Origin of the sequence: Pseudomonas sp. GL-RE-29 (genome assembly GCF_019947275.1) — a bacterium.
Taxonomy (GTDB): domain Bacteria; phylum Pseudomonadota; class Gammaproteobacteria; order Pseudomonadales; family Pseudomonadaceae; genus Aquipseudomonas; species Aquipseudomonas fluorescens_A.
This window is the reverse complement of the sequence record NZ_JAGYGD010000029.1, coordinates 1-20679: the sequence shown is the minus strand read 5'-3', so window position 1 is coordinate 20679 and position 20679 is coordinate 1. Positions and strand designations below refer to the sequence as shown.

At 58.3% G+C, this 20679-nt stretch carries 22 protein-coding genes and 1 tRNA gene; 6 read left to right on the top strand and 17 right to left on the bottom strand.

The genetic code is table 11. From position 1 onward, the window contains the following. Positions 1–10 precede the first annotated feature (10 nt). The 7 genes from KGB21_RS21565 to dapA form a co-directional block, all read right to left on the bottom strand. Positions 11–937 carry a LysR substrate-binding domain-containing protein gene (locus tag KGB21_RS21565; RefSeq protein WP_223506656.1) on the bottom strand — a complete coding sequence of 309 codons (927 nt, stop codon included), beginning with the start codon at positions 935–937 and terminating at the stop codon, positions 11–13. 131 nt (positions 938–1068) lie between these two features. After that, positions 1069–1260: a YegP family protein gene (locus KGB21_RS21560; protein ID WP_223506655.1), complete on the bottom strand. Its 192-nt coding sequence runs from the start codon at positions 1258–1260 to the stop codon at positions 1069–1071. 311 nt (positions 1261–1571) lie between these two features. Beyond that, a tRNA-Ser gene (locus KGB21_RS21555) sits at positions 1572–1661 on the bottom strand. Positions 1662–1744: 83 nt separating this feature from the next. Then, on the bottom strand, positions 1745–2458 hold the full coding sequence (purC, locus tag KGB21_RS21550; RefSeq protein ID WP_034150052.1) for a phosphoribosylaminoimidazolesuccinocarboxamide synthase: 714 nt from the start codon (positions 2456–2458) through the stop codon (positions 1745–1747). Positions 2459–2486: 28 nt separating this feature from the next. Beyond that, entirely contained in the window at positions 2487–3245 is a 759-nt protein-coding gene (locus KGB21_RS21545) for an MBL fold metallo-hydrolase (RefSeq protein WP_223506654.1), read from the bottom strand. A 4-nt stretch (positions 3246–3249) separates the two neighbouring features. Further along, the gene (gene bamC, locus KGB21_RS21540) at positions 3250–4365 is read right to left on the bottom strand and encodes an outer membrane protein assembly factor BamC (protein WP_223506653.1); all 1116 of its coding nucleotides are present in this window, start codon (positions 4363–4365) and stop codon (positions 3250–3252) included. Positions 4366–4382: 17 nt separating this feature from the next. Next, on the bottom strand, positions 4383–5261 hold the full coding sequence (gene dapA / locus KGB21_RS21535) for a 4-hydroxy-tetrahydrodipicolinate synthase (RefSeq protein WP_034150055.1): 879 nt from the start codon (positions 5259–5261) through the stop codon (positions 4383–4385). 328 nt (positions 5262–5589) lie between these two features. Here dapA and KGB21_RS21530 point away from each other — a divergent pair, with 328 nt between their 5' ends. Together KGB21_RS21530 and KGB21_RS21525 are read left to right on the top strand one after the other, a co-directional pair. Further along, the gene (locus tag KGB21_RS21530) at positions 5590–6150 is read left to right on the top strand and encodes a glycine cleavage system protein R (RefSeq protein ID WP_007979776.1); all 561 of its coding nucleotides are present in this window, start codon (positions 5590–5592) and stop codon (positions 6148–6150) included. A gap of 10 nt (positions 6151–6160) precedes the next feature. Next, on the top strand, positions 6161–6634 hold the full coding sequence (locus KGB21_RS21525) for a peroxiredoxin (RefSeq protein WP_223506652.1): 474 nt from the start codon (positions 6161–6163) through the stop codon (positions 6632–6634). Positions 6635–6692: 58 nt separating this feature from the next. Here the strand turns inward: KGB21_RS21525 and KGB21_RS21520 are convergent, their stop codons facing one another. Both KGB21_RS21520 and KGB21_RS21515 read right to left on the bottom strand, forming a co-directional pair. Beyond that, a complete protein-coding gene (locus KGB21_RS21520) occupies positions 6693–7763 on the bottom strand; it encodes an AI-2E family transporter (protein ID WP_034150057.1) in 1071 nt (356 codons plus the stop codon). 31 nt (positions 7764–7794) lie between these two features. After that, positions 7795–8034: a sulfurtransferase TusA family protein gene (locus KGB21_RS21515; RefSeq protein WP_034150058.1), complete on the bottom strand. Its 240-nt coding sequence runs from the start codon at positions 8032–8034 to the stop codon at positions 7795–7797. Between the two features lie 98 nt (positions 8035–8132). Between KGB21_RS21515 and KGB21_RS21510 the strand changes: the two genes are divergently transcribed. Continuing rightward, positions 8133–9566, top strand: coding sequence for a M48 family metalloprotease (locus KGB21_RS21510; RefSeq protein WP_034150059.1), 1434 nt, complete (start codon positions 8133–8135; stop codon positions 9564–9566). Positions 9567–9642: 76 nt separating this feature from the next. Here KGB21_RS21510 and KGB21_RS21505 read toward each other — a convergent pair whose 3' ends face one another. The 4 genes from KGB21_RS21505 to rpoE all read right to left on the bottom strand — a co-directional run bounded on the left by KGB21_RS21505 (position 9643) and on the right by rpoE (position 13417). Further along, a complete protein-coding gene (locus KGB21_RS21505) occupies positions 9643–11070 on the bottom strand; it encodes a DegQ family serine endoprotease (RefSeq protein WP_223506651.1) in 1428 nt (475 codons plus the stop codon). Positions 11071–11248: 178 nt separating this feature from the next. Beyond that, entirely contained in the window at positions 11249–12208 is a 960-nt protein-coding gene (locus KGB21_RS21500; protein ID WP_034150061.1) for a MucB/RseB C-terminal domain-containing protein, read from the bottom strand. An 8-nt stretch (positions 12209–12216) separates the two neighbouring features. Next, positions 12217–12804 (bottom strand): sigma-E factor negative regulatory protein, encoded by a 588-nt coding sequence (locus tag KGB21_RS21495; protein WP_034150062.1) that lies wholly within the window; start codon positions 12802–12804, stop codon positions 12217–12219. Between the two features lie 31 nt (positions 12805–12835). Next, positions 12836–13417 (bottom strand): RNA polymerase sigma factor RpoE, encoded by a 582-nt coding sequence (gene rpoE, locus KGB21_RS21490; RefSeq protein WP_003172477.1) that lies wholly within the window; start codon positions 13415–13417, stop codon positions 12836–12838. A gap of 557 nt (positions 13418–13974) precedes the next feature. Between rpoE and nadB the strand changes: the two genes are divergently transcribed. Further along, a complete protein-coding gene (nadB, locus tag KGB21_RS21485; RefSeq protein WP_223506650.1) occupies positions 13975–15591 on the top strand; it encodes an L-aspartate oxidase in 1617 nt (538 codons plus the stop codon). Here nadB and KGB21_RS21480 read toward each other — a convergent pair. Next, entirely contained in the window at positions 15560–16012 is a 453-nt protein-coding gene (locus KGB21_RS21480) for a protein YgfX (RefSeq protein ID WP_223506649.1), read from the bottom strand. The two genes, nadB and KGB21_RS21480, sit on opposite strands and share 32 nt — an antisense overlap. Then, positions 15996–16250, bottom strand: a complete 255-nt coding sequence (locus KGB21_RS21475) for a succinate dehydrogenase assembly factor 2 (RefSeq protein ID WP_034150065.1) — start codon at positions 16248–16250, stop codon at positions 15996–15998. Before KGB21_RS21475 ends, KGB21_RS21480 begins: the two co-directional genes overlap by 17 nt. A gap of 149 nt (positions 16251–16399) precedes the next feature. Between KGB21_RS21475 and KGB21_RS21470 the strand changes: the two genes are divergently transcribed. Together KGB21_RS21470 and KGB21_RS21465 are read left to right on the top strand one after the other, a co-directional pair. Next, entirely contained in the window at positions 16400–17341 is a 942-nt protein-coding gene (locus tag KGB21_RS21470; RefSeq protein ID WP_223506648.1) for a YgfZ/GcvT domain-containing protein, read from the top strand. Between the two features lie 35 nt (positions 17342–17376). After that, positions 17377–18198 (top strand): HDOD domain-containing protein, encoded by an 822-nt coding sequence (locus tag KGB21_RS21465; protein WP_034150067.1) that lies wholly within the window; start codon positions 17377–17379, stop codon positions 18196–18198. A gap of 157 nt (positions 18199–18355) precedes the next feature. Here the strand turns inward: KGB21_RS21465 and KGB21_RS21460 are convergent, their stop codons facing one another. After that, positions 18356–19744 (bottom strand): sensor histidine kinase, encoded by a 1389-nt coding sequence (locus KGB21_RS21460; RefSeq protein ID WP_223506647.1) that lies wholly within the window; start codon positions 19742–19744, stop codon positions 18356–18358. Beyond that, positions 19737–20408, bottom strand: coding sequence for a response regulator (locus tag KGB21_RS21455; protein WP_034150069.1), 672 nt, complete (start codon positions 20406–20408; stop codon positions 19737–19739). Before KGB21_RS21455 ends, KGB21_RS21460 begins: the two co-directional genes overlap by 8 nt. Positions 20409–20679 lie beyond the last annotated feature (271 nt).

Sequence of the window (20679 nt, the reverse complement as noted above, 5' to 3'; positions counted from 1 at the left end):
CGTACATACATTATTGGGGCAGAGACAACAGATTGCGCTCTCCCATGAACGTTTCAATTCGTGAACGCAACCAGCGTTCGGCGGGGTCGCTGTCGGCGTGGCTGAGCCACACCATCGACAGTTCCAGTGTCTGGGTCTTGAACGGAAACGGCTCCATGAACAGCTGACCCGATGCTGCCATCGCCTGGGCGGTGTAATCCGGCAGGCTGGCAATCAGATCGGTCCCGGCCAGCAATGCCGGCAGCGAACTGTACTGCGGCACCGAGAGCACCACCTGCCGCGAACGACCGATTTGCGCCAGCCACTCATCAGCAAAACCACTGACGTTGGCGATGTGCGACACCAGCACATGCGGGCGCGAGCAATATTCATCGACCGTCAACGGCGTATCGGAGGCATCGGCTCGCAACACACTTGGGTAGATGTGCCGCAGCAACTTGCGCTTGGCATTCGCTGGCAGACCGCGAGTCTGGCTGATACCGACCGTTATGTCTCCAGATGCCAACAAATCGGGAATCCGCCAGTAATCGACGTTCTGCACCACGAATACCACTTTCGGTGCTTCCTGGCGCAGCGCGCGTAGCAGCGGTGGCAGCAACCCATATTCGACGTCGTCAGACATGCCGATACGAAAAGTCATGGTGCTGTTGCTCGGGTCAAAATCGTGGGTCAGGCTCAAGGCCACCGACAACGAATCCAGTGCCGGCGACAGGTAGCGGAAGATCTCTTCGGCCCTTGCGGTCGGCTCCATGCGGTGACCGACGCGAATGAACAACGGATCATTGAACATCGTACGCAAACGGTTGAGCGCCGAACTGATGGTCGGCTGACCGAGAAACAACTTCTTTGCCACCTTGGTGACATTGCGCTCCAGCATCAGCGTTTCAAACACCACCATCAGGTTGATGTCGGCCTTGCGTAGTTCGTTGCGATTCATCCACCGCCCCCAGTCCCCAATCCTTCTGACAGTTTAGGGAGGTGTCCCAATCGGCGTCTATGCAACCCGAGCGAATAGCCGCAACACATTGCATTAATCGTCCGATTGGAACAAAGCTGCTGACCCGAAGCCTAGATCTCCTTGACAGGGGTCAGATCGCACGTCCCCTTGATCAGGCTGATGGCATGCACGCAGCCAGACTTGTTGACGTATGCCTCTCCGCTGGCAACCGTTTCATGATTTCCCGCCCGCAAACGCCATCTCCATTGGCCTTTGCCGGTCAGAACGGTGCCACGGGTTTGCCTGTAAATCTCAAAATACATTGCTCGCTCCTTGCGATGGCTGAATACGGCAGATCAGTGACCTGCGATAGCCAGAGTAGATGAGGTTTTTTCGGGGAGATGTAATCGAGTGTCAGGGAATATTTCAGGGAAAAGGCCTTGAATCGCGGGCGGAGCAATGAATTCGGGGTGAGGTAAATTGAGCGACTGGGAGGAGTAACTTTTCCCATGAACAGACAAACTTTTCGCACCGCGGGTCGCGGCTATATCTGACGCACACCCACCCACTGGTAAAACCCGAACAAACAAAAAAGCCCCGCAGCTTATTCAGCTACGGGGCTTTTTCTATGTAATGGCGGAGAGATAGGGATTCGAACCCTAGGTACCGGTGAAGGTACAACGGATTTCGAATCCGTCCCATTCGGCCACTCTGGCATCTCTCCAACGGCGCGCATCATAACAACACTTTTGCCGGAAGCGAACCCCCTAAGCGAAATTTTTCCGTGCTTTCAGATGCTTGCGTCGATTAAAGCGGTACGCCCAGACGATTCGCGACTTCTTCGTAGGCTTCGATGACGTCACCGAGGCCCTGACGGAAGCGGTCCTTGTCCATTTTCTTCTTGGTGGCCTTGTCCCACAGACGGCAGCCGTCCGGGCTGAATTCGTCGCCCAGGACGATAGAGCCGTCGTGGAACACGCCGAATTCCAGTTTGAAGTCGACCAGCAACAGGCCGGCGTCATCGAACAGTTTGCTCAGCACTTCGTTGACCTTGAGCGACAGTTCTTTCATACGAACCAGTTGCTCGGCGGTGCCCCAACCGAATGCCACGACGTGGGATTCGTTGATGAACGGGTCGCCCTTGGCGTCGTCCTTCAGGAACAGTTCGAAGGTGTAAGGGTTGAGCTTCATGCCCTCTTCAACACCCAGACGCTTGACCAGGCTGCCGGCGGCGTAGTTACGCACGACGCATTCAACCGGGATCATGTCCAGCTTCTTGACCAGGCACTCGTTGTCGCCCAGCAGCTTGTCGAATTGGGTCGGCACGCCGGCCGCTTCGAGTTTCTGCATGATGAAGGCGTTGAACTTGTTGTTCACCATGCCTTTGCGATCGAGCTGTTCGATGCGCTTGCCGTCGAACGCCGAGGTGTCGTTGCGAAACAGCAGGATCAAACGGTTAGCGTCGTCGGTCTTGTAAACCGACTTGGCTTTGCCGCGGTAGAGTTCTTCACGTTTTTCCATGATGGGCTCCGCTTGCTAAGTAGATGGGCTAGGCGATGTGTCGCCAGTCGAGCCCTGAATCTTGATCGGCCAGTTGCAGCCAGTCCGGGTCGCACCCGAGGGTGTCGACAAAACATTGCCGGGCCAGCTGCGGCAGGTTGTTCTTGCTGCTCAGATGGGCCAGGACCAAATGTTGCAGGCCTTGCCAGCCCAACTCGGACACCAGGAATGCCGCCTGGTGGTTGTTCAAATGTCCCAGTTCACCGCCTACCCGCTGCTTCAGGAAGTACGGGTAGTGACCGCGAGCCAGCATGTCACGGCAATGGTTGGCTTCGATCATCAATGCATCGAGATCCCGATAGCCATCCAGCACCTTGTTGCAATACGAACCCAGGTCGGTCAACAGGCCGAAACGCCGTTCACCGTCACTGAAGACATATTGCGTCGGCTCCTGTGCGTCGTGGGCCACGGCAATGACACCGATGCTCAAGTTGCCGACTTGCAGTTGCTCGCCGCCGGCCAGAAAGCCTGCGGGTTCGATCGGTTTGCGCATCCCGCGCAGGGTGCCGCGACTGAGGTAGACAGGCAGATTGTAGCGCCGAGACAGCAAACCCACGCCATGCACGTGGTCGGCATGTTCGTGGGTCACGAGTATCGCGCTCAACTGCGCAGGGTTTACACCCAGGCGCAGCAGGCGTTTTTCGGTTTCCCGCAGGGAGAAACCACAATCCACCAGCACATACGTATCAGCGCTGGCTATCAGCGTGCCGTTCCCTTGGCTACCGCTGCCGAGAACGGCAAAACGCATGTGATCAGCCCAGGTTGTCCTGAATCACGCTCAACACTTTGCGCGCCACGTCAGCCGGCGCCACGGTGTTGATGTTTTTCTCGACGGTGACCTGAACGCTCTCGCCTACCTTGCTCAGGCGGACCTGATAACGCTCGGCACGGGCTTCAACTTCTTCCTTGTTCGGCGCACTGCCAAACAGGCTGCTGAAGAAACCTGGCTTGTCGTCCTTCTTCTCGGCTTTTTCCGCCAGGTTGATGTAGTACAGGCCCAGGCTGCGGTTGATATCTTCAACGCGCCATTCGCCCTGTTCCAGCGCACGACCGACGCTCGACCAGGCACGATCCAGGTCCGAACCGACGTTCAGCACAGGGTTGCCGCTGCCGTCTTCGCTCAGGCTGACACGGTTTGGCGTATCGAAATCACGGGAAGCCAGCATGGAGACTGAACCGCCCTTCTCCGAGATGCGGCTCATGCTTGCGAGCATGTCGTCAACCAGCGCAGCGTCCAGGCCAGTGTTGACCGAACGATTGGTGAAAGCGACGTCAGCGGTGCTGCCGGCAGGACGCTCGGCGGTGACCACGTAAATCTCACTGGTATTGCGTTGCACGCCCGGCTCGACACGTACCCGAGCACGGATTTCGCCGTCAGAGGCGACACCGGCCGCGCTCAGGCGCTTGGCCATCGCTGCGGACAGTTCGTCGGAATGCTGCCAGGTCGTGGTGAACTCGCCGGTTTGCGGGCGCTGCTCGTCCAGACGGAAGCCGTTGTCCTGGAAGAACTGAACGGCCACTGGCCAGGCTTCGGCCGGTGGGTTCTGCGCCAGAATCGAGCGCGAATCGCCACTTTTCTGCAGGGTGTATGGGCTCGCATCTGCGGTAGCCGTCAACGGCAGCGGCCGCGGAACGACGTATTCGCCCTTGGCGGTGTCATCAGCCACGTTGCGCGGAATCGGCAGCAGCGGATCCAGACGCTTGGCAGTGGTGATATCCGGTGGCAGTTGCATCGGTGCAGTCTGTTGCGCTTCCAGGTAATCGCTACCGCGGTCACGGAAATAACCTTCCGGGCCCCAGATCCATCCGCAGCCACTGGTGCTGGAGATAATCAAGGCAAGTGCGGAAAGTCCGGCCATTCGCTTCATGCGTTGTACTTCCTCAATTAAACCAGGACGCCGGACTGGCGCATGGCCTGTCGCAGCGGTTCGTGACATTCGGCGCTGAGCCAGGTGAGCGGCAGACGGATACCGTCCGGCATCAAGCCCATTTCATGCAGCGCCCATTTCACGGGAATAGGGTTGGATTCGATAAACAGGGTTTTATTGAGCGGCATCAGCTTTTCGTGAATGGCACGGGCCTTGTCGGCTTCACCATTCAGCGCAGCGATGCACAGGTCGGCCATTTCGCGCGGAGCGACGTTGGCGGTGACCGAGATGTTGCCTTTGCCACCCAGCAGGATCAGCTCGACAGCCGTGGCGTCGTCCCCGGAAAGCACCAGGAAATCCTTGCTGACGCCATCGATGATGGCCTTGGCACGGCTCAGGTCGCCGGTGGCTTCCTTGATACCGATGATGTTTTTAACGGTCGACAGACGGATCACGGTCTCGGCCTGCATGTCGCAAGCGGTGCGACCTGGCACGTTGTAGAGGATCTGCGGAATGTCGACAGCTTCGGCGATTGTCTTGAAGTGCTGGTACAAGCCTTCCTGGGTCGGCTTGTTGTAGTACGGCGTGACCAGCAGGCAGGCATCGGCGCCGGCGGTCTTCGCGTTGGTGGTCAGTTCGATGGCTTCGCGGGTCGAGTTGGCGCCGGTACCGGCGATCACCGGGATGCGACCATTGACCTGTTTCACTACGCGACGGATGACTTCGATGTGTTCGCTCACATCAAGAGTCGCCGATTCACCTGTAGTGCCGACCGCCACGATGGCGTGGGTGCCGTTTTGCAGGTGAAAGTCCACCAGTTTGCTCAGGCTGTCCCAGTCGAGACGACCCTGTGCATCCATAGGTGTGACCAGTGCCACCATACTGCCCGCAATCATGCAACCGCTCCTGCCGGAAAAAGAGAGCCGTAATGGTACTGGCGCCAAGATGCTTGTACAAGCGAAGTACTGCGCTGCCGCCATTCCCCTTGGCGCTGCTTTTCGCTACCCTTCAGACTTTGATCGGTACTGACAAGCTCGTACGTCGGGTTTCAGCCTCCATTTTCGGCATCACAAGCCCCGATCCAGCGTTGCCACCCCTCGCTCCTGCCATTGTGGAGCACGTCGCAACCTGCGCCTCGGGTTTTCTGAATTCGCATCCGCAGGCTCGCCCCCGGCTAAACTGGCCGACAGAAGTATCGACCGCTCATCGCTTTAGGAATGCTGCATGTCCACCCCCACAGTTCGCGAACAATTCCTTGTCATCAGTGCCCTCGGCGCCAACCCCATGGAGCTGACTAACGTCCTGTGCCGCGCCAGCCATGAAAATCGCTGCGCCGTGGTTACTTCTCGCCTGACGCGTCATGGCGAGTGCAGTGCGTTGGTCCTCGAAATTTCCGGCAGCTGGGACGCCTTGGCGCGTCTGGAAGGCAGCCTGCCCGTGCTGGCCAAACGGCACGCATTCACTGTCAACGTGGTGCGCAGCGCCGCGCTGGAGAACCGTCCTCAGGCTCTGCCTTATGTTGCCTATGTCAGCTCGGCCTACCGCTCGGACATCATCAACGAGCTGTGTCAGTTCTTCATGGACCACAACGTCGAGCTGGAAAACCTGACCTGCGATACCTATCAGGCTCCCCAAACCGGCGGCACCATGCTCAACGCCACGTTCACCGTGACCTTGCCTGCCGGCGTGCAAATCAGCTGGTTGCGCGATCAGTTCCTGGACTTCGCCGATGCGTTGAACCTGGATGCCCTGATTGAACCATGGCGCCCACAGAACCCAATGTAAGGAAGCTTTCATGGCCGTTGCCATCGACCAACCGGTTGCCGATTTCGAAGCACCCGCCACCAGCGGGCAAACCGTTAGCCTCGCGAGCCTCAAAGGCAAGCAAGTGGTGATCTACTTCTATCCGAAGGACAGTACGCCGGGTTGCACGACACAGGGTCAGGGCTTTCGCGATCAGCTGGAAGCTTTCAAAGTGGCAAACACTGAAGTCTTCGGTGTGTCGCGTGACAGCCTGAAATCCCACGAGAACTTCAAGGCCAAGCAGGCATTTACCTTCGAGCTGATCAGCGACAAGGAAGAAGCGCTTTGCCAATTGTTCGATGTGATCAAGCTGAAGAAGCTTTATGGCAAGGAATACATGGGCGTTGATCGCAGCACGTTCCTGATCGACAAGGATGGCGTGCTGCGCCAGGAATGGCGTGGTGTGAAAGTGCCGGGACATGTTGACGCTGTTTTGGCGGCGGCTCAGGCCCTGAATAAAGGTTAAGCCTTAAAAGATCGCAGCCTTCCGCAGCTCCTACAGAAGGCTGTGATCTTTTTACACTCTAAAGCAGCGGCGCCACTATCGGTTCCTTGCGCGGCCAAGCATCGAGCACAGCCTTGAATAGCGTCGCCAGGGGAATCGCAAAAAACACTCCCCAAAAGCCCCATAACCCGCCAAACAACAGCACCGCACAAATAATCGCCACCGGATGCAGGTTGACCGCTTCCGAGAACAACAGCGGCACCAACACGTTGCCGTCCAGCGTCTGAATGATCCCGTAAACCGCCATCAAATAGATGAACTGATCGCTCCAGCCCCACTGAAACAGCGCAATCAGGAGCACCGGTACGGTCACCACCACGGCCCCGACGTAGGGCACCACCACCGACACCCCGACCAGCAACGCCAGTAGCGCCGCGTAGTTGAGTTCCAACACGACGAAAGCGATATACGTCACGCCACCGCAGATGAAAATCTCGATGACCTTGCCGCGAATGTAATTGGCGATCTGCCGGTTCATTTCATGGGCGACGCGGGTGATCAGCGCCCGCTCACGGGGCAAATATCCGCGCACCCATTCCCCGATCATTTGCCGATCCTTGAGGAAGAAAAACACCAGGATCGGCACCAACACCAGATAAATCATGATGTTCACCAGCAGCGGCAAACTCGACAGCGAGAACGTCAGCGCCCATTGGCCGAACTTGCCGATCTCGCCCCGCGCCACTTCAATGGCCTGCAGCACCTGCTCATCGGAAACCAGATGCGGATAGCGTTCAGGTAATAACAGCAGCAGCGACTGCCACTTGGCGAGCATGCCCGGCAATTCGTTGAACAGCGTGATCAATTGATGCCAGAGCAACGGCACCACGACCACGATGAACACCAGCAACAACCCCATGAACAGGGCAAAGACCAGCCCCACCGCCGCCCCACCCGGCACCCGCATGCGTTCAAGGGTCACTACCAGCCCCTGCATCAGATACGCCAGCACCATCCCTGCCAACACCGGCGCAAGCATGCCGCCCAGCGTCAACACGGCCGTGAACGCCAGGAACAGCAGGACTGCCAGAACCACGGCTTCTTCATCAGAGAAGTAGCGCTGAATCCAGTCGCGTAACACTTTGAACATCAATAATCCTTATGAACAAACGCAGCAGGTTTCAGGCTTTTTTCAACCAGTAACGGTAAACGCCCGCCTCATCTTCTTCGCGAAGCAGCGTATGACCCGCCAATCGGGCAAAGGTGCGGAAGTCACGCTGCGAACCCGCATCCGTTGCGATGACCTTGAGCACCGCACCACTGGCCAGGCGATTGAGTTCCATCTTGGCCTTGAGCAACGGCAACGGACAATTCAGGCCGCTGGCGTCCAGCTCAACGTCATGGGCTAAAGCGTCGGTCATTGCATAACTCCGGGTCGGGTGGTTGAGTTGCTTAGAATATCTGGTCGCAAGGCTGGTGTCCGGCTACAGTAAGGTCTTTGTCGACTAAGGCTTTGTGCATGACATTTTTGCGCCCTACCCTGCTGACGCTCGCTTGCCTGCTCGCCTCACCGGGCTTTGCCGACGACCTGCCGTCACTCGGCGACGCCAGCTCTGCCATTGTCTCGCCGCAACAGGAATATCAATTGGGCCGCGCATGGCTGGCGCTGTTGCGCAGCCAGGTAGCGCAGCTCAACGATCCGCAGCTCAAGGACTATGTCGAATCCAGCGTTTATCGACTGGTAGAAACCAGTCAGGTCAACGACAGGCGCCTGGAGTTCATCCTGATCAACAGCCCTCAGCTCAACGCCTTTGCGGCACCGGGCGGGATTGTCGGGGTAAACGGCGGCCTGTTCCTTAACGCCCAGACCGAAGGCGAATATGCCTCGGTACTGGCGCACGAATTGGCTCACTTGTCGCAACGTCACTTTGCCCGTGGCGTTGAAGCCCAACAGCGCATGCAAGTGCCAATGATGGCCGCATTGCTGGCCGGGATCGTGATTGCAGCGGCCGGTGGTGGCGATGCCGGGATCGCCGCCATTGCGGGTACGCAGGCAGCGGCCATTCAGGAACAGCGACGGTTCTCCCGCCAGAATGAACAAGAAGCCGACCGCATCGGCATCGTCAACCTGGAAAAGGCCGGTTACGACCCGCGCTCGATGCCCACCATGTTTGAACGTTTGGGGCGTCAATACCGCTTTGATGCCAAGCCACCGGAATTCCTGCTGACTCACCCGGTCACCGAATCGCGTATTGCTGACACCCGCAACCGAGCCGAACAGGCCCCACAGGGTGGCATCGAAGACACCCTGCGCTATCAGCTGATTCGCGCACGGGTCCAACTGATCTATGAAGAAACGCCTGGGCTGGGCGCCAAACGTTTCCGCGCCCTACTGGATGAAAACCCGAAAAGCGATGTTGCTCGCTATGGCCTGGCGATCGCCCAGATCAAGGGCGGCCAACTGAACGAAGCACGGGAAAACCTCAAGTTGCTGCTGGCCAAGGCGCCAAACGAGATCATCTACAACCTCGCGCAGGTCGATCTCGACATTACCAACAACCGGCTGCCGGACGCACAAGCCCGTGTTGACCGGATGCTGACCCAGTACCCCGGCAACTACCCGCTGAACCAGGTGCGTGTCGACCTGTTGCTGAAACAGAATCGCGCCGCCGATGCTGAAAAGGCCCTCGAAGGCTTGCTCAAATCACGCCCGGACGATCCGGACGTTTGGTATCAGGTCGCAGAAACTCGCGGCCTGTCGGGCAACATCATCGGCTTGCATCAGGCGCGCGCCGAATATTTCGCGCTGGTGGGCGACTATCGTCAGGCCATCCAGCAACTGGATTTTGCCAAGCGCAAGGCGGGCAGCAACTTCCCGTTGTCGTCACGTATCGATGCCCGCCAGCGAGAGCTGATGGAGCAGGAGCGCATGATCAAGGACATGATGGGCTGATCGGCTCCTCAAACAAAAAGCAGACATAAAAAAACCGCCTCTTTCGAGGCGGTTTTTTATTTAGCCAACAACCGGACTATTCGGCCAGTTTGAAGGTGATGAAGCTAGCACGGCCTTGACGCAATACTCGCATCGACACCGAGCGATTCTTCGGCAACGACTTGGCGATATCCGTGAATTGTTTGGTGGATTCGATCGCCTGATTGTTCAGGTGAGTGATCACATCACCAGGCTGCAAGCCGATCATCGAAGCAGGACCGTCCTGAACTTCCTTGATCACCACGCCACCTTTGAGGTCGTAGGTTTTCTTTTGCTCTTCGGTCAGCTCCGCCACGGAAACACCCAGGCGATTGCTGCTGCGCTCGGCACTGGATTTTGGCAAGGAGTCCAGCTCTTTGCCTTCTTCCGGAATAGCGCCGACCGTCAGCTCGACATTCTGACGTTTACCTTCACGAATCACTTCCAGATTGGCTTTCGAGCCAGCCTTCAATGCGCCCACAAGGTGCGGCAGGTCAGCGGACATGACGATCGGTTGACCGTTCATGGTCAGAATCACGTCACCGACTTGCAGCCCGCCCTTGGCAGCCGGACCGTCATCCTGGATCTGCGCGACCAGCGCGCCCGCCGGTTTTTCCAGACCGAACGACTCGGCCAGATCCTTGTTAACTTCCTGGATCACGACACCCAACCAGCCACGGCTGACTTTTCCACCACTTTTCAGCTGATTGGAAACGTCCATGGCCACGTCGATAGGAATAGCGAACGATACGCCCATGAAGCCACCGGAACGGGTGTAGATCTGCGAGTTGATACCCACCACTTCACCATTCAGGTTGAACAGCGGACCGCCGGAATTACCTGGGTTGATCGGCACGTCAGTCTGGATGAACGGCACATAGTTTTCATTCGGCAGGCTGCGACCGACGGCGCTGACGATGCCTTGAGTCACCGTGTGATCAAAGCCGAATGGCGACCCGATTGCTACGACCCACTGGCCAGCTTTCAGATCCTGGGATTTGCCGAGCTTCAACACCGGTAGATCCTTGCCTTCGATTTTCAGCAGTGCGACGTCGGAACGCGGGTCGGTACCCACCAGCTTCGCTTTCATTTCACTGCGATCGGCCAGACGCACGAGAATTTCGTCGGCATCGGCGATCACATGGTTATTGGTCAGGATGTAGCCATCAGACGAGATGATGAAACCTGAACCCAGGGAGGTTGCTTCACGCTGACGATCACCACGAGGCGAGCGTGATTGCGGCGGCATGCCTCGTTCGAAGAACTCGCGCAGCATCGGCGGCAAACCTTCGAGATCAGGCATCTGCTCGCTGACTTTACGGTCCGGCAGTTTTTGCGTGGTACTGATGTTGACCACCGCAGGCGATGCCTGCTCGACCAACTGAGTGAAGTCAGGCAATTCGACCGCTTGAACAGCGACCGCCTGACCGAGCACGAACACGGTGGCAAGAATGGAGAGGTAAGATTTCAAGCGTGGTATCGACATACGGCTCCCGTTACGACGAGCATGGTTAAGCGATATGGATCAAGGAACACCGGGAAAGATACGCCGGTATTTTTGTTCCGGGAACAACAAACAAGGCCAGAGCCGAGGGGCTCTGACCTATAAAAAATTTTGGGGATTTTTGCAAACTGAAATGCTCACGAAACATTTCGACTGGAGCTCACTGCGTGGTTGCAGCGGCATTATTACGCATGGAGAGCGCAATTCGTTCAGCGGTGCCTGCCGGAATTTCGCCGACCACCGTGACCATCATTTCACCTTGCGGTGTGGTCAAGCGCCGGGAGACAGCAACGGTTGGCCCCAACTGAGTGCGGGTATCGGTGACGGAGGCACCGTTCAAAGGCTCCAGGAACACCGAAAACCGAGCCAGACCATCGTCATACATCAAGCTGTTGACCTGGGTTTTGGTCTCTGGATCCTTGCGTGCCGTACTGCTGGTCAGCTCGAAACCGGGTGGGAGCCAGTCCGAATGCCAAACCTGAGCGGTTTTGACCGCAGAAGCCTTGTCACTTTCTAGGTTGACCGCCTTGCAATCGGCGCCGGGCTGCAAGCTGGCATCAGAAGGAACGTTTGCGGTATCCAGTTGCGTGAACTGGAATCGCTCCAGCAATTGCCCTTTGTCATTCAGCAGCAACGACTTGAGAGGCAGGCCGGTTTCTTTATCCAGATGCAGCTCAAACCCGTAGCGGTGTTGGTCACGAGGGGTTAGCGAAACGATCACTGCAGGTCGACCAGCCACACGCGACTTGCCAATAACGGCAAGGTCATACCAATTCTTGAGCTTTTGCGGATCAAGTGCACGTGCCGAGGAGCTGGGAGAATCGCCAAGCCCCGCGATCAGAATGCCGCTGACGCATTGAGTATGCCCATCAACGCGTACGACTTCCTGTGCTGAGCCATCGAGCTGGAGTAAACGCTCGCGGACCTTGCCATCCTGGACACGGTGCCAGATGTTATGGGTAGAAAAACTACCGTTACGCTCGTAGACGAAGGTACCAAAAAAGCTTTGCTGTTGCTCGGCCTTGCCCAGACGGGTCAACCAGTCCTGGGCTTCGTCGGCGTGGGCTGGAACAACGAACCAGCCACTGAGCAGAAGCGTAAGTAGAGGTATGGCGCGCATGATCCTCCTTAACGGTTTTCCAGGCTTGCTGCACGAGCGTAAGGCAGAGCGCTCTCAGTACCTTTCAGTGCAGCCTGTTGAGCATGTTGGCGCAAGTAACCTGGCAGACGCTGATCGTGCCAGCCTGGCTGACCTTGCAAAACGCCGTTGGCCATAGGACCAGTGGCTTCCGAACTCTCATTGTAGCCTGCCAAAACAGCCGGGCCTTTAACTTGAGGAGCCGCCAGATTTTGTTGGCTGGATTGCTGTGCCAATTCGACACCAGCGATCTCGTCCTGGTTGTACAGACGAACACCTGCCAGTACGGCAACCGTTACCGAAGCAGCCACCGCCAGACGACCCAGGCTACGCCATGGACCACGGGAGACTTTTGCCGGCACAGCTTCGTCAGCCAGAGCCGCAGAGACTGCCGCTGCGATATCCAGACGTGGAAGCAACAGATCCTTGTGCATCACTGCCCGAGCGATTTGATAACGAGCCCAGGTTTCACGGGTTTCAACATCGTCGCAGGCACTCAGTACCCGACGCAGTTCCAATTCGTCCGCTTCGTTATCCATCACTGCGGACAGCGATTCCTGCAGGGCTTCACGACTCATGGCGTTCCTCTCTTGGCTGTCGCCGCTGTCTCTAGTTTTCCTGCAACAACGGCTGCAGGGCTTTATCGATGGCCTCCCGGGCGCGGAAGATCCGGGAGCGCACGGTGCCAACCGGACATTGCATGACGCTCGCAATGTCCTCGTAACTCAGACCATCGAATTCACGTAAAGTTAACGCCGTACGCAAATCTTCTGGCAGTTGCTGAATGGTTCGATGGACGGTGCCTTCGATCTCATCCCGCAGCAAAGCTCGTTCTGGCGACTCGAGATCCTTGAGGCCATGATCGCCATCGTAGAACTCTGCATCCTCGGAACTGACATCGCTATCCGGCGGCCGACGGCCGCGTGAAACCAGATAGTTTTTCGCCGTGTTGATGGCGATACGGTAAAGCCACGTATAAAACGCGCTGTCTCCGCGAAAATTTCCAAGCGCGCGGTACGCCTTGATGAAGGCTTCCTGCGCCACGTCCTGGGCTTCATGGGTGTCGTGCACGAAACGCACGATCAACCCGAGAATTTTGTGCTGGTATTTCAGCACTAGCAGATCGAAAGCACGCTTGTCGCCGCGCTGAACGCGTTCGACCAGTTGCTGATCCTCTTCCTGGGTTAGCATGAACACTCCTCGATAAGCTCGGAGGAGGCTTGCATAACTAAACGACCGGACTTGCAAACATAGACTCGGGCTTTTCGCAAAAGTTCTCCCCCTCCAGGCAAGTTTCCTGCGGGCTCTGATTCGGCACGCACGAAAAGCGCAGCGCGAGATGACTCGGCTGCGCGAATAATCTTGTCATCAGATTCGCTGATAGGATCCAACCGCAGATCCTGCCTGAACCCGACACTGTTCCTTGACTCAGGCAACCGTCTATTGATCTTGGGCCTTTGGCAAAAGTTCCAAATATTTATAGCTGCCTGAAACCGACATTGTGCAACCTTGAATAGAAAAAGACTGTTAAATCCACGATACAGTCTCCTGGTCACCGAAACGGCCGAAAAAACATCCGACGAAGCGTCAGATGTTTTCTGTCACGGTAGTTTCACAATGCCATATGGGCTCGGGTATTGTGCCGCTCCCCCCCTCTATATACTAGTGGGCTGTGCGGTTGCCGGACTCGCCCTGTCCAGATGTCTGGCGCCTACCCCGACCCGGGTCGCTTTGAGCGGAATCCTGAAATGAGCCAACAGTTTCAACACGATGTTCTGGTAATCGGCAGCGGCGCTGCAGGCTTGAGCCTTGCGCTGACCTTGCCCGGTCATTTGCGTATCGCCGTATTGAGCAAAGGCGACCTCGCCAACGGCTCGACTTTCTGGGCCCAGGGCGGTGTCGCTGCCGTCCTGGATGACACCGACACCGTCGAATCCCACGTCGATGACACCCTCAATGCCGGCGGCGGCTTGTGCCACGAAGACGCGGTACGCTTTACCGTAGAGCACAGTAAAGAGGCAATTCAATGGCTGATCGACCAGGGCGTTCCGTTTACCCGCGATGAACAGTCCGGCACCGAAGACGGTGGATTCGAGTTTCACCTGACCCGCGAGGGCGGTCACAGCCATCGCCGCATCATCCATGCCGCCGATGCCACCGGCGCTGCTATTTTCAGAACGCTGCTCGATCAGGCCAAACTGCGGCCGAACATCGAGCTTCTGGAACAGCGAGTCGCGGTCGACCTGATTACCGAAAAGCGCTTGGGGCTGGAAGGCGATCGCTGCCTCGGCGCCTATGTACTCAATCGCGGCACCGGCGAAGTCGATACCTACGGCGCCCGCTTTGTGATTCTTGCGTCCGGCGGCGCGGCCAAGGTCTACCTCTATACCAGCAACCCGGATGGCGCCTGCGGTGACGGCATCGCCATGGCCTGGCGTTCGGGTTGCCGGGTGGCGAACCTGGAGTTCAACCAGTTTCACCCCACCTGCCTGTATCACCCGCAAGCCAAGAGCTTCCTGATTACCGAAGCCCTGCGCGGCGAAGGTGCACACCTGAAGCTGCCCAATGGCGAGCGCTTCATGCAGCGCTTCGACCCGAGGGCAGAACTGGCCCCCCGGGATATCGTCGCCCGCGCCATCGACCATGAAATGAAGCGACTGGGCGTCGATTGCGTCTATCTGGACATCAGCCACAAATCCGAAGAGTTCATCAAGACGCACTTCCCGACGGTGTATGAACGCTGCCTCGAGTTTTCCATCGACATCACCAAGCAGCCGATCCCGGTGGTTCCGGCGGCGCACTACACCTGTGGCGGCGTGATGGTCGATCAGCAGGGTCGCACCGACGTGCCGGGGCTGTACGCCATCGGTGAAACCAGCTTCACCGGCCTGCACGGCGCCAACCGCATGGCCAGCAACTCATTGCTGGAGTGCTTCGTTTACGCGCGCTCGGCGGCGGCGGACATCGTGGAGCAATTGCCACAGGTTTCAGCGCCTGTCGCCCTGCCCGTCTGGGATGCGAGCCAGGTGACCGACTCCGATGAAGACGTGATCATTGCGCACAACTGGGATGAACTGCGCCGCTTCATGTGGGACTACGTGGGTATCGTGCGCACCAACAAGCGCCTGCAACGAGCCCAGCACCGAGTGCGCTTGTTGCTCGACGAAATCGACGAGTTCTACAGTAACTACAAGGTCAGCCGGGATTTGATCGAACTGCGCAACCTGGCTCAAGTGGCCGAGTTGATGATCCGCTCAGCGATGGAGCGCAAGGAGAGTCGTGGCCTGCATTACACCCTCGATTATCCGAAAATGCTGCCGGTAGCCCTGGACACTATTCTGGTGCCGTCCACCTACGCCGACTGAACTTGAGCCGGACCCGCAGGCGTCGGTGAACATCCGCCGCCTGCGAATCCCGGGGCACGCATATGGCCCTGACCCGACGCTCGCCACGCAAACGAAAACGCAGCACCACGATCAATGGCAGCGCCAGGCTGTCAGGGCGCAACTGCGCCGGTTGCCATCCCCCCGCCCGATTCCATAACTGCCAGCCATCGGCGTCGCGGCGCAAACCGCAAAACGCCTGCGGGTGCGTCAGCATGATCTGACGAGGCACCGCCCAAACGCCATGCAGCAGGCAGCAACCAGCGCCGAGCAGACTGGCCCAAAGCGGTATGGAGAGAAGAAACAGCGCACCCAGCGCGAACAGCTGGGCCAGCAGATACGCCGCCAGCAACTGCCGTGAGGCATGCCAGCGGTATTCGCAACCCTTACTTGGGCTGGACACGATCCAGAATCATGCGAACCATGCGTTGAAGTTCCGGATCTTCCGATTCGGCACGTTCCATGAACCAGCCGAACATGTCCTGATCTTCGCATTCGAGCAATCGGACGTATAAGTCGCGATCAAGCTGGTTGAGGTGCGGGTAGACCTCTTTCACAAACGGCACCAGCAACACGTCAAGCTCAAGCATGCCGCGGCGGCTGTGCCAGTAGAGGCGGTTCAGTTCAACATCTTCGACCATGGAGCGCTCCTCAAATAGGCCGCAAGTATACAGCCCCGCGCCTCGTCGAACAGTCGGCTTTGGTCGGGCACATGTGATCCTTTGTGAACTACCCATTTCAAAGGCACACCCTTATCATGTCCGCCAGACTCTTTACCCTGCGATGACCCATGGCCGATTCTGCTTTTTTCTGCACGCTGTCTCATGAAGGTGTTCTGGCGGTCCGCGGTGCGGACGCCGGCAAGTTCCTGCAAGGCCAGTTGACCTGCAACCTCAATTACCTGAGCGATACCCAGGCCGGCCTCGGCGCGCGCTGCACACAGAAGGGCCGGATGCAGTCGAGCTTCCGCATTCTGCTCGAAGGCGATGGCGTGCTCATGGCCATGGCCAGCGAGCTGCTGGAACCGCAGCTGGCAGACCTGAAAAAATACGCCGTGTTCTCCAAGTCCAAACTGACCGATGAAAGCACTGCCTGGGTCCGTTTCGGCGTCGACCATGGTGACGCTGCGCTGAACAGCCTCGGCCTGGATCTGCCGGCAGAAATCGACAGCGTAGTGCGCAACGACAGGCTGATCGCTGTTCGTGTTTCGCCTGATCGCGCCGAGCTGTGGGTCACTGCCGATCAGGCCGCAGACATCAAGGGCAAGTTGTCCGCCCTGTTGGCCGAAGGCGATCTGAATCAATGGCTGCTGGGTCAGATCCGCGCAGGGATCGGCCAGGTCATGCCGAACACTCGCGAGCTGTTCATCCCGCAGATGCTCAACCTGCAAGCCGTGGGTGGCGTGAGTTTCAAAAAAGGCTGCTACACCGGCCAGGAAATCGTCGCGCGGATGCAGTACCTGGGCAAACTCAAGCGCCGTTTGTATCGCCTGCAACTGGGTGCCAGCGAACTGCCTGAACCCGGCACTCAGCTGTTTTCCCCGAGCCACGGCAGCTCAATCGGTGAAGTGGTACTGGCCGCCCGCACCGAGCAAAACATTGAACTGCTGGCCGTATTGCAAGCCGAAGCTGCAGAGGCAGGCGACATTCACGTCGGCGCGCTCGACGGCCCTGCCCTGCACTTGCTCGACCTGCCTTACCAATTGGACCGCGACCGCGAGATCCAGCGCTGACAGCAGTACATTGTTGCGACACCTAGAGAAATTAAATGAGTGAGCTGGCGGAAAAGGTCCAACAGGATTTGGTTGAGGCCATCGATAACGATGACCTGGTTCTGCCAACATTACCGGAAGTGGCTTTGCAGATTCGCAAGGCTGCTGAAGATCCGGAAATCAGTATCAGCACCCTGAGCAAAGTGATCGGCCGCGATGCCGCGCTGTCGGCGCGCCTGATCAAAGTGGTCAACAGCCCCTTGTTGCGCGCGACTCAGGAAGTGACCGAACTGCACACCGCGATCACCCGCCTGGGCATCAACTACAGCAGCAACCTGGCGATCGGCCTGGTCATGGAACAAATCTTCCATGCCCGTTCCGAAGTGGTTGAACAGAAAATGCGCGAAGTCTGGCGCAAAAGCCTGGAAATCGCCGGCGTCAGCTATGCGCTCTGCCGCAACTACACCCAACTCAAGCCCGATCAAGCGGCGCTCGGCGGGTTGGTGCATCAGATTGGCGTACTACCGATCCTGACCTATGCCGAAGACCACTATGAGCTGCTGTCCGACCCGGTCAGTCTCAATCACGTGATCGATCAGATTCACCCGATCCTCGGCGATAAATTGCTCAGGGTCTGGGAGTTTCCGGACCTGCTGGTGCAGGTGCCGCGGCTGTACCTGAACTTCAAGCGAGAGTCCGCGCAGGTCGACTATGTCGATCTGGTGCAAGTGGCCAGCCTGTATTGCCATAAAGACACCGACCACCCGATTTCACGCATTGACCCTTTCAGCGTGCCGTCCTTCAAAAAGCTTGGAATCGATCCTGACAACAAGGCGATGTGTGCCGATCTGGAAGAAACCCGGTCGATGTTTTACTGAGCCTGAGCCAATCCCTGTGGCGAGGGAGCTTGCTCCCGCTCGGCTGCGCAGCAGTCGCAACATTGCCGCATGAGTTTTATCTGGCATACCGAGAGCATGAGTTGGGGCCGCTTCGCAGCCCATCGGGAGCAAGCTCCCTCGCCACAAAAAGCGCTGATCACTCCCCGGCAATAAAACTCACCCGCACCTTCAACCCTGCCTGCTCGCCATCATGCAGGCTGATCTGCGCCAGGTGCGCGCGGCAAATCTCGCCGACAATCGCCAGCCCCAATCCTGATCCGGCCACTTGCTGGTTGCGCCGATAGAAGCGTTCGAACACCCGATCTCGCTCATCAACTGGAATCCCAGGACCATCGTCCTCGACCTCCAGCACCGCCGGTGCCGAGACCCGCAGAATGACGTTGCCACCCGGGGGCGTATGGGCCAGTGCGTTGTCCACCAGATTGCTCAGCAGTTCGTTGAGCAAGGTCGGCTCGCCGCGCATCCACACCGGTTCATCCGCTTCCAGCGCCAGGGCCACGCCGCGCTTATGGGCCAGCGGCGCCATGGCCATGCCCAATTCCCGCGCCAGTTGACTCAGATCGAGCAATTGAGCGCCGCCCTCGGCAATCGCCCGGGCGCCATTTTCGACACGGGCCAGCGAGAGCAATTGATTGGCCAGATGAGTCAAGCGATCGGTGCCTTGGGCGGCGGTTTCCAGCGTGTCGCGCCAGGTTTGCGGTTCGGTTGAGCGCAAGCCCAGTTCGAGACGCGCCTTGAGCGCGGCCAACGGAGTGCGCAGTTCGTGGGCCGCATCGGCGATGAATTGCGCCTGACGCTCGAACTGCCCGCGCAGGCGTTCGGTAAAGTGATTGAGCGCGCTTACCAGCGGCCATAATTCGTGCTGCACTTCCACCAAGGGCAATGGCCGCAGGTCATCCGGCTGACGTTCTTCCACCGCTGTGCGCAAGCGCTCCAATGGGCGCAGTGCCGCGCTGACCGCAAACCACACCATCATCAGTGCCCCGACCGCCAGCATGCCCAGTCGCAACAACGTATCTGCTGCCAGGCTGCGGGCCATGCTGACGCGCGCCTCATCGGTCTCCGCCACGCGGATTTCCGCCATGCCGTTCATGTTCGGTTCGCTGACCGCTTTGAGCAGACTGACCACGCGGACGTTCTGCCCCCGATAAGTCGCGTTATAGAACCGCGCCAGCGCCGGATAATCATCGGTACGCGGCGTCCCCGGGGGTGGGCCCGGCAGGTTTTCGTATCCCGAAATCAGCTTCTGGTTGATGTCATTGACCAGGTAAAAAATCCGCCCGGCGCTGTCGTAGGCGAAGGTGTCGAGGGCCACGTAAGGCACGTCGAGGCTGAGGCTGCCGTCGCGTTCGGAAAGGCCCGCCGCGATGGTGCGTGCCGAAGCGAGCAAAGTTCGGTCATAGGCCGTGTCAGCCGCTTCGCGACCGTTCCAGTACGCGCTCAAACCACTCGCCAGCATCAGCACCACCAGCAACAGCGCGAGGTTCCATAGCAACCGCCAGCGCAGGCTGCTGGGCTTATGCATCGCGGCTTTCCAGCAAGTAGCCGAGGCCGCGGAAGGTCACGATGGCGACAGGTTGACCGTCGAGTTTCTTGCGCAAGCGGTGCACGTAGATTTCGATGGCATCGGGGCTGGCTTCTTCGTCGAGGCCGAAGACCTGGGAGGCCAGTTGTTCCTTGCTCATCACCCGACCTGGACGGGCGATCAACGCTTCGAGCACGGCCTGCTCGCGGGAGGTCAGGGTCAGCAATTCTTCGCCGAGGGTGAAGCGCCGAGTGTCCAGGTCATAGGCCAGCACGCCACAGCGCTGCATGCGTTCACCGCCCAACACGCTGCGGCGCAGCAAGGCTTTCACCCGGGCTTCGAGTTCGGTGAGTTCGAACGGCTTGGCCAGGTAATCGTCGGCGCCGAGGTTCAGGCCATGGACCCGATCCTTGACGTCACTGCGCGCGGTCAACATCAACACCGGCAGGTTTTTGCCCCGTGCGCGCAAGCGCGCCAGCACTTCGAAACCATCCATGCGCGGCAGGCCCACATCGAGGATCGCCATGGCGTATTCCTCGCTGCCCAGCGCCAGGTCGGCGGCCACGCCGTCGTGCAGCACATCCACGGTCAGGCCGGTGCTCTTGAGCGCCTGGGCGACGCTTTCAGCGAGCTGCAGATGGTCTTCGACGAGCAGGACACGCATGGATCTTTACCTCATTCAGGGATGGTCGACGCCATTCTTTGGCGCGGAGTTTACAGCGGCATCCGTTGCTGTGAAGCCCGAAAAACCGTGAAAGCCCGATGAAAGGTTAGCGAAAGGTTCGACCGTTAGAGTCGATCCACGGATGGTTTCAATCGCAGCCATCGATCCTGCTTTGAAATGTAGCTCCCGAAAAACGCCTCGATGCGTTTTCGCCAATAAGAACAATAACGAGGTACTTCGTCATGCTGTCCACCCAGCCCCAGATTTGCCC

Coding starts and splice junctions, on each gene's coding strand:
- KGB21_RS21565 (WP_223506656.1), bottom strand. CDS start 937: ATGAATCGCAACGAACTACGCAAGGCCGACATCAACCTGATGGTGGTG.
- KGB21_RS21560 (WP_223506655.1), bottom strand. CDS start 1,260: ATGTATTTTGAGATTTACAGGCAAACCCGTGGCACCGTTCTGACCGGC.
- purC (WP_034150052.1), bottom strand. CDS start 2,458: ATGGAAAAACGTGAAGAACTCTACCGCGGCAAAGCCAAGTCGGTTTAC.
- KGB21_RS21545 (WP_223506654.1), bottom strand. CDS start 3,245: ATGCGTTTTGCCGTTCTCGGCAGCGGTAGCCAAGGGAACGGCACGCTG.
- bamC (WP_223506653.1), bottom strand. CDS start 4,365: ATGAAGCGAATGGCCGGACTTTCCGCACTTGCCTTGATTATCTCCAGC.
- dapA (WP_034150055.1), bottom strand. CDS start 5,261: ATGATTGCGGGCAGTATGGTGGCACTGGTCACACCTATGGATGCACAG.
- KGB21_RS21530 (WP_007979776.1), top strand. CDS start 5,590: ATGTCCACCCCCACAGTTCGCGAACAATTCCTTGTCATCAGTGCCCTC.
- KGB21_RS21525 (WP_223506652.1), top strand. CDS start 6,161: ATGGCCGTTGCCATCGACCAACCGGTTGCCGATTTCGAAGCACCCGCC.
- KGB21_RS21520 (WP_034150057.1), bottom strand. CDS start 7,763: ATGTTCAAAGTGTTACGCGACTGGATTCAGCGCTACTTCTCTGATGAA.
- KGB21_RS21515 (WP_034150058.1), bottom strand. CDS start 8,034: ATGACCGACGCTTTAGCCCATGACGTTGAGCTGGACGCCAGCGGCCTG.
- KGB21_RS21510 (WP_034150059.1), top strand. CDS start 8,133: ATGACATTTTTGCGCCCTACCCTGCTGACGCTCGCTTGCCTGCTCGCC.
- KGB21_RS21505 (WP_223506651.1), bottom strand. CDS start 11,070: ATGTCGATACCACGCTTGAAATCTTACCTCTCCATTCTTGCCACCGTG.
- KGB21_RS21500 (WP_034150061.1), bottom strand. CDS start 12,208: ATGCGCGCCATACCTCTACTTACGCTTCTGCTCAGTGGCTGGTTCGTT.
- KGB21_RS21495 (WP_034150062.1), bottom strand. CDS start 12,804: ATGAGTCGTGAAGCCCTGCAGGAATCGCTGTCCGCAGTGATGGATAAC.
- rpoE (WP_003172477.1), bottom strand. CDS start 13,417: ATGCTAACCCAGGAAGAGGATCAGCAACTGGTCGAACGCGTTCAGCGC.
- nadB (WP_223506650.1), top strand. CDS start 13,975: ATGAGCCAACAGTTTCAACACGATGTTCTGGTAATCGGCAGCGGCGCT.
- KGB21_RS21475 (WP_034150065.1), bottom strand. CDS start 16,250: ATGGTCGAAGATGTTGAACTGAACCGCCTCTACTGGCACAGCCGCCGC.
- KGB21_RS21470 (WP_223506648.1), top strand. CDS start 16,400: ATGGCCGATTCTGCTTTTTTCTGCACGCTGTCTCATGAAGGTGTTCTG.
- KGB21_RS21465 (WP_034150067.1), top strand. CDS start 17,377: ATGAGTGAGCTGGCGGAAAAGGTCCAACAGGATTTGGTTGAGGCCATC.
- KGB21_RS21460 (WP_223506647.1), bottom strand. CDS start 19,744: ATGCATAAGCCCAGCAGCCTGCGCTGGCGGTTGCTATGGAACCTCGCG.
- KGB21_RS21455 (WP_034150069.1), bottom strand. CDS start 20,408: ATGCGTGTCCTGCTCGTCGAAGACCATCTGCAGCTCGCTGAAAGCGTC.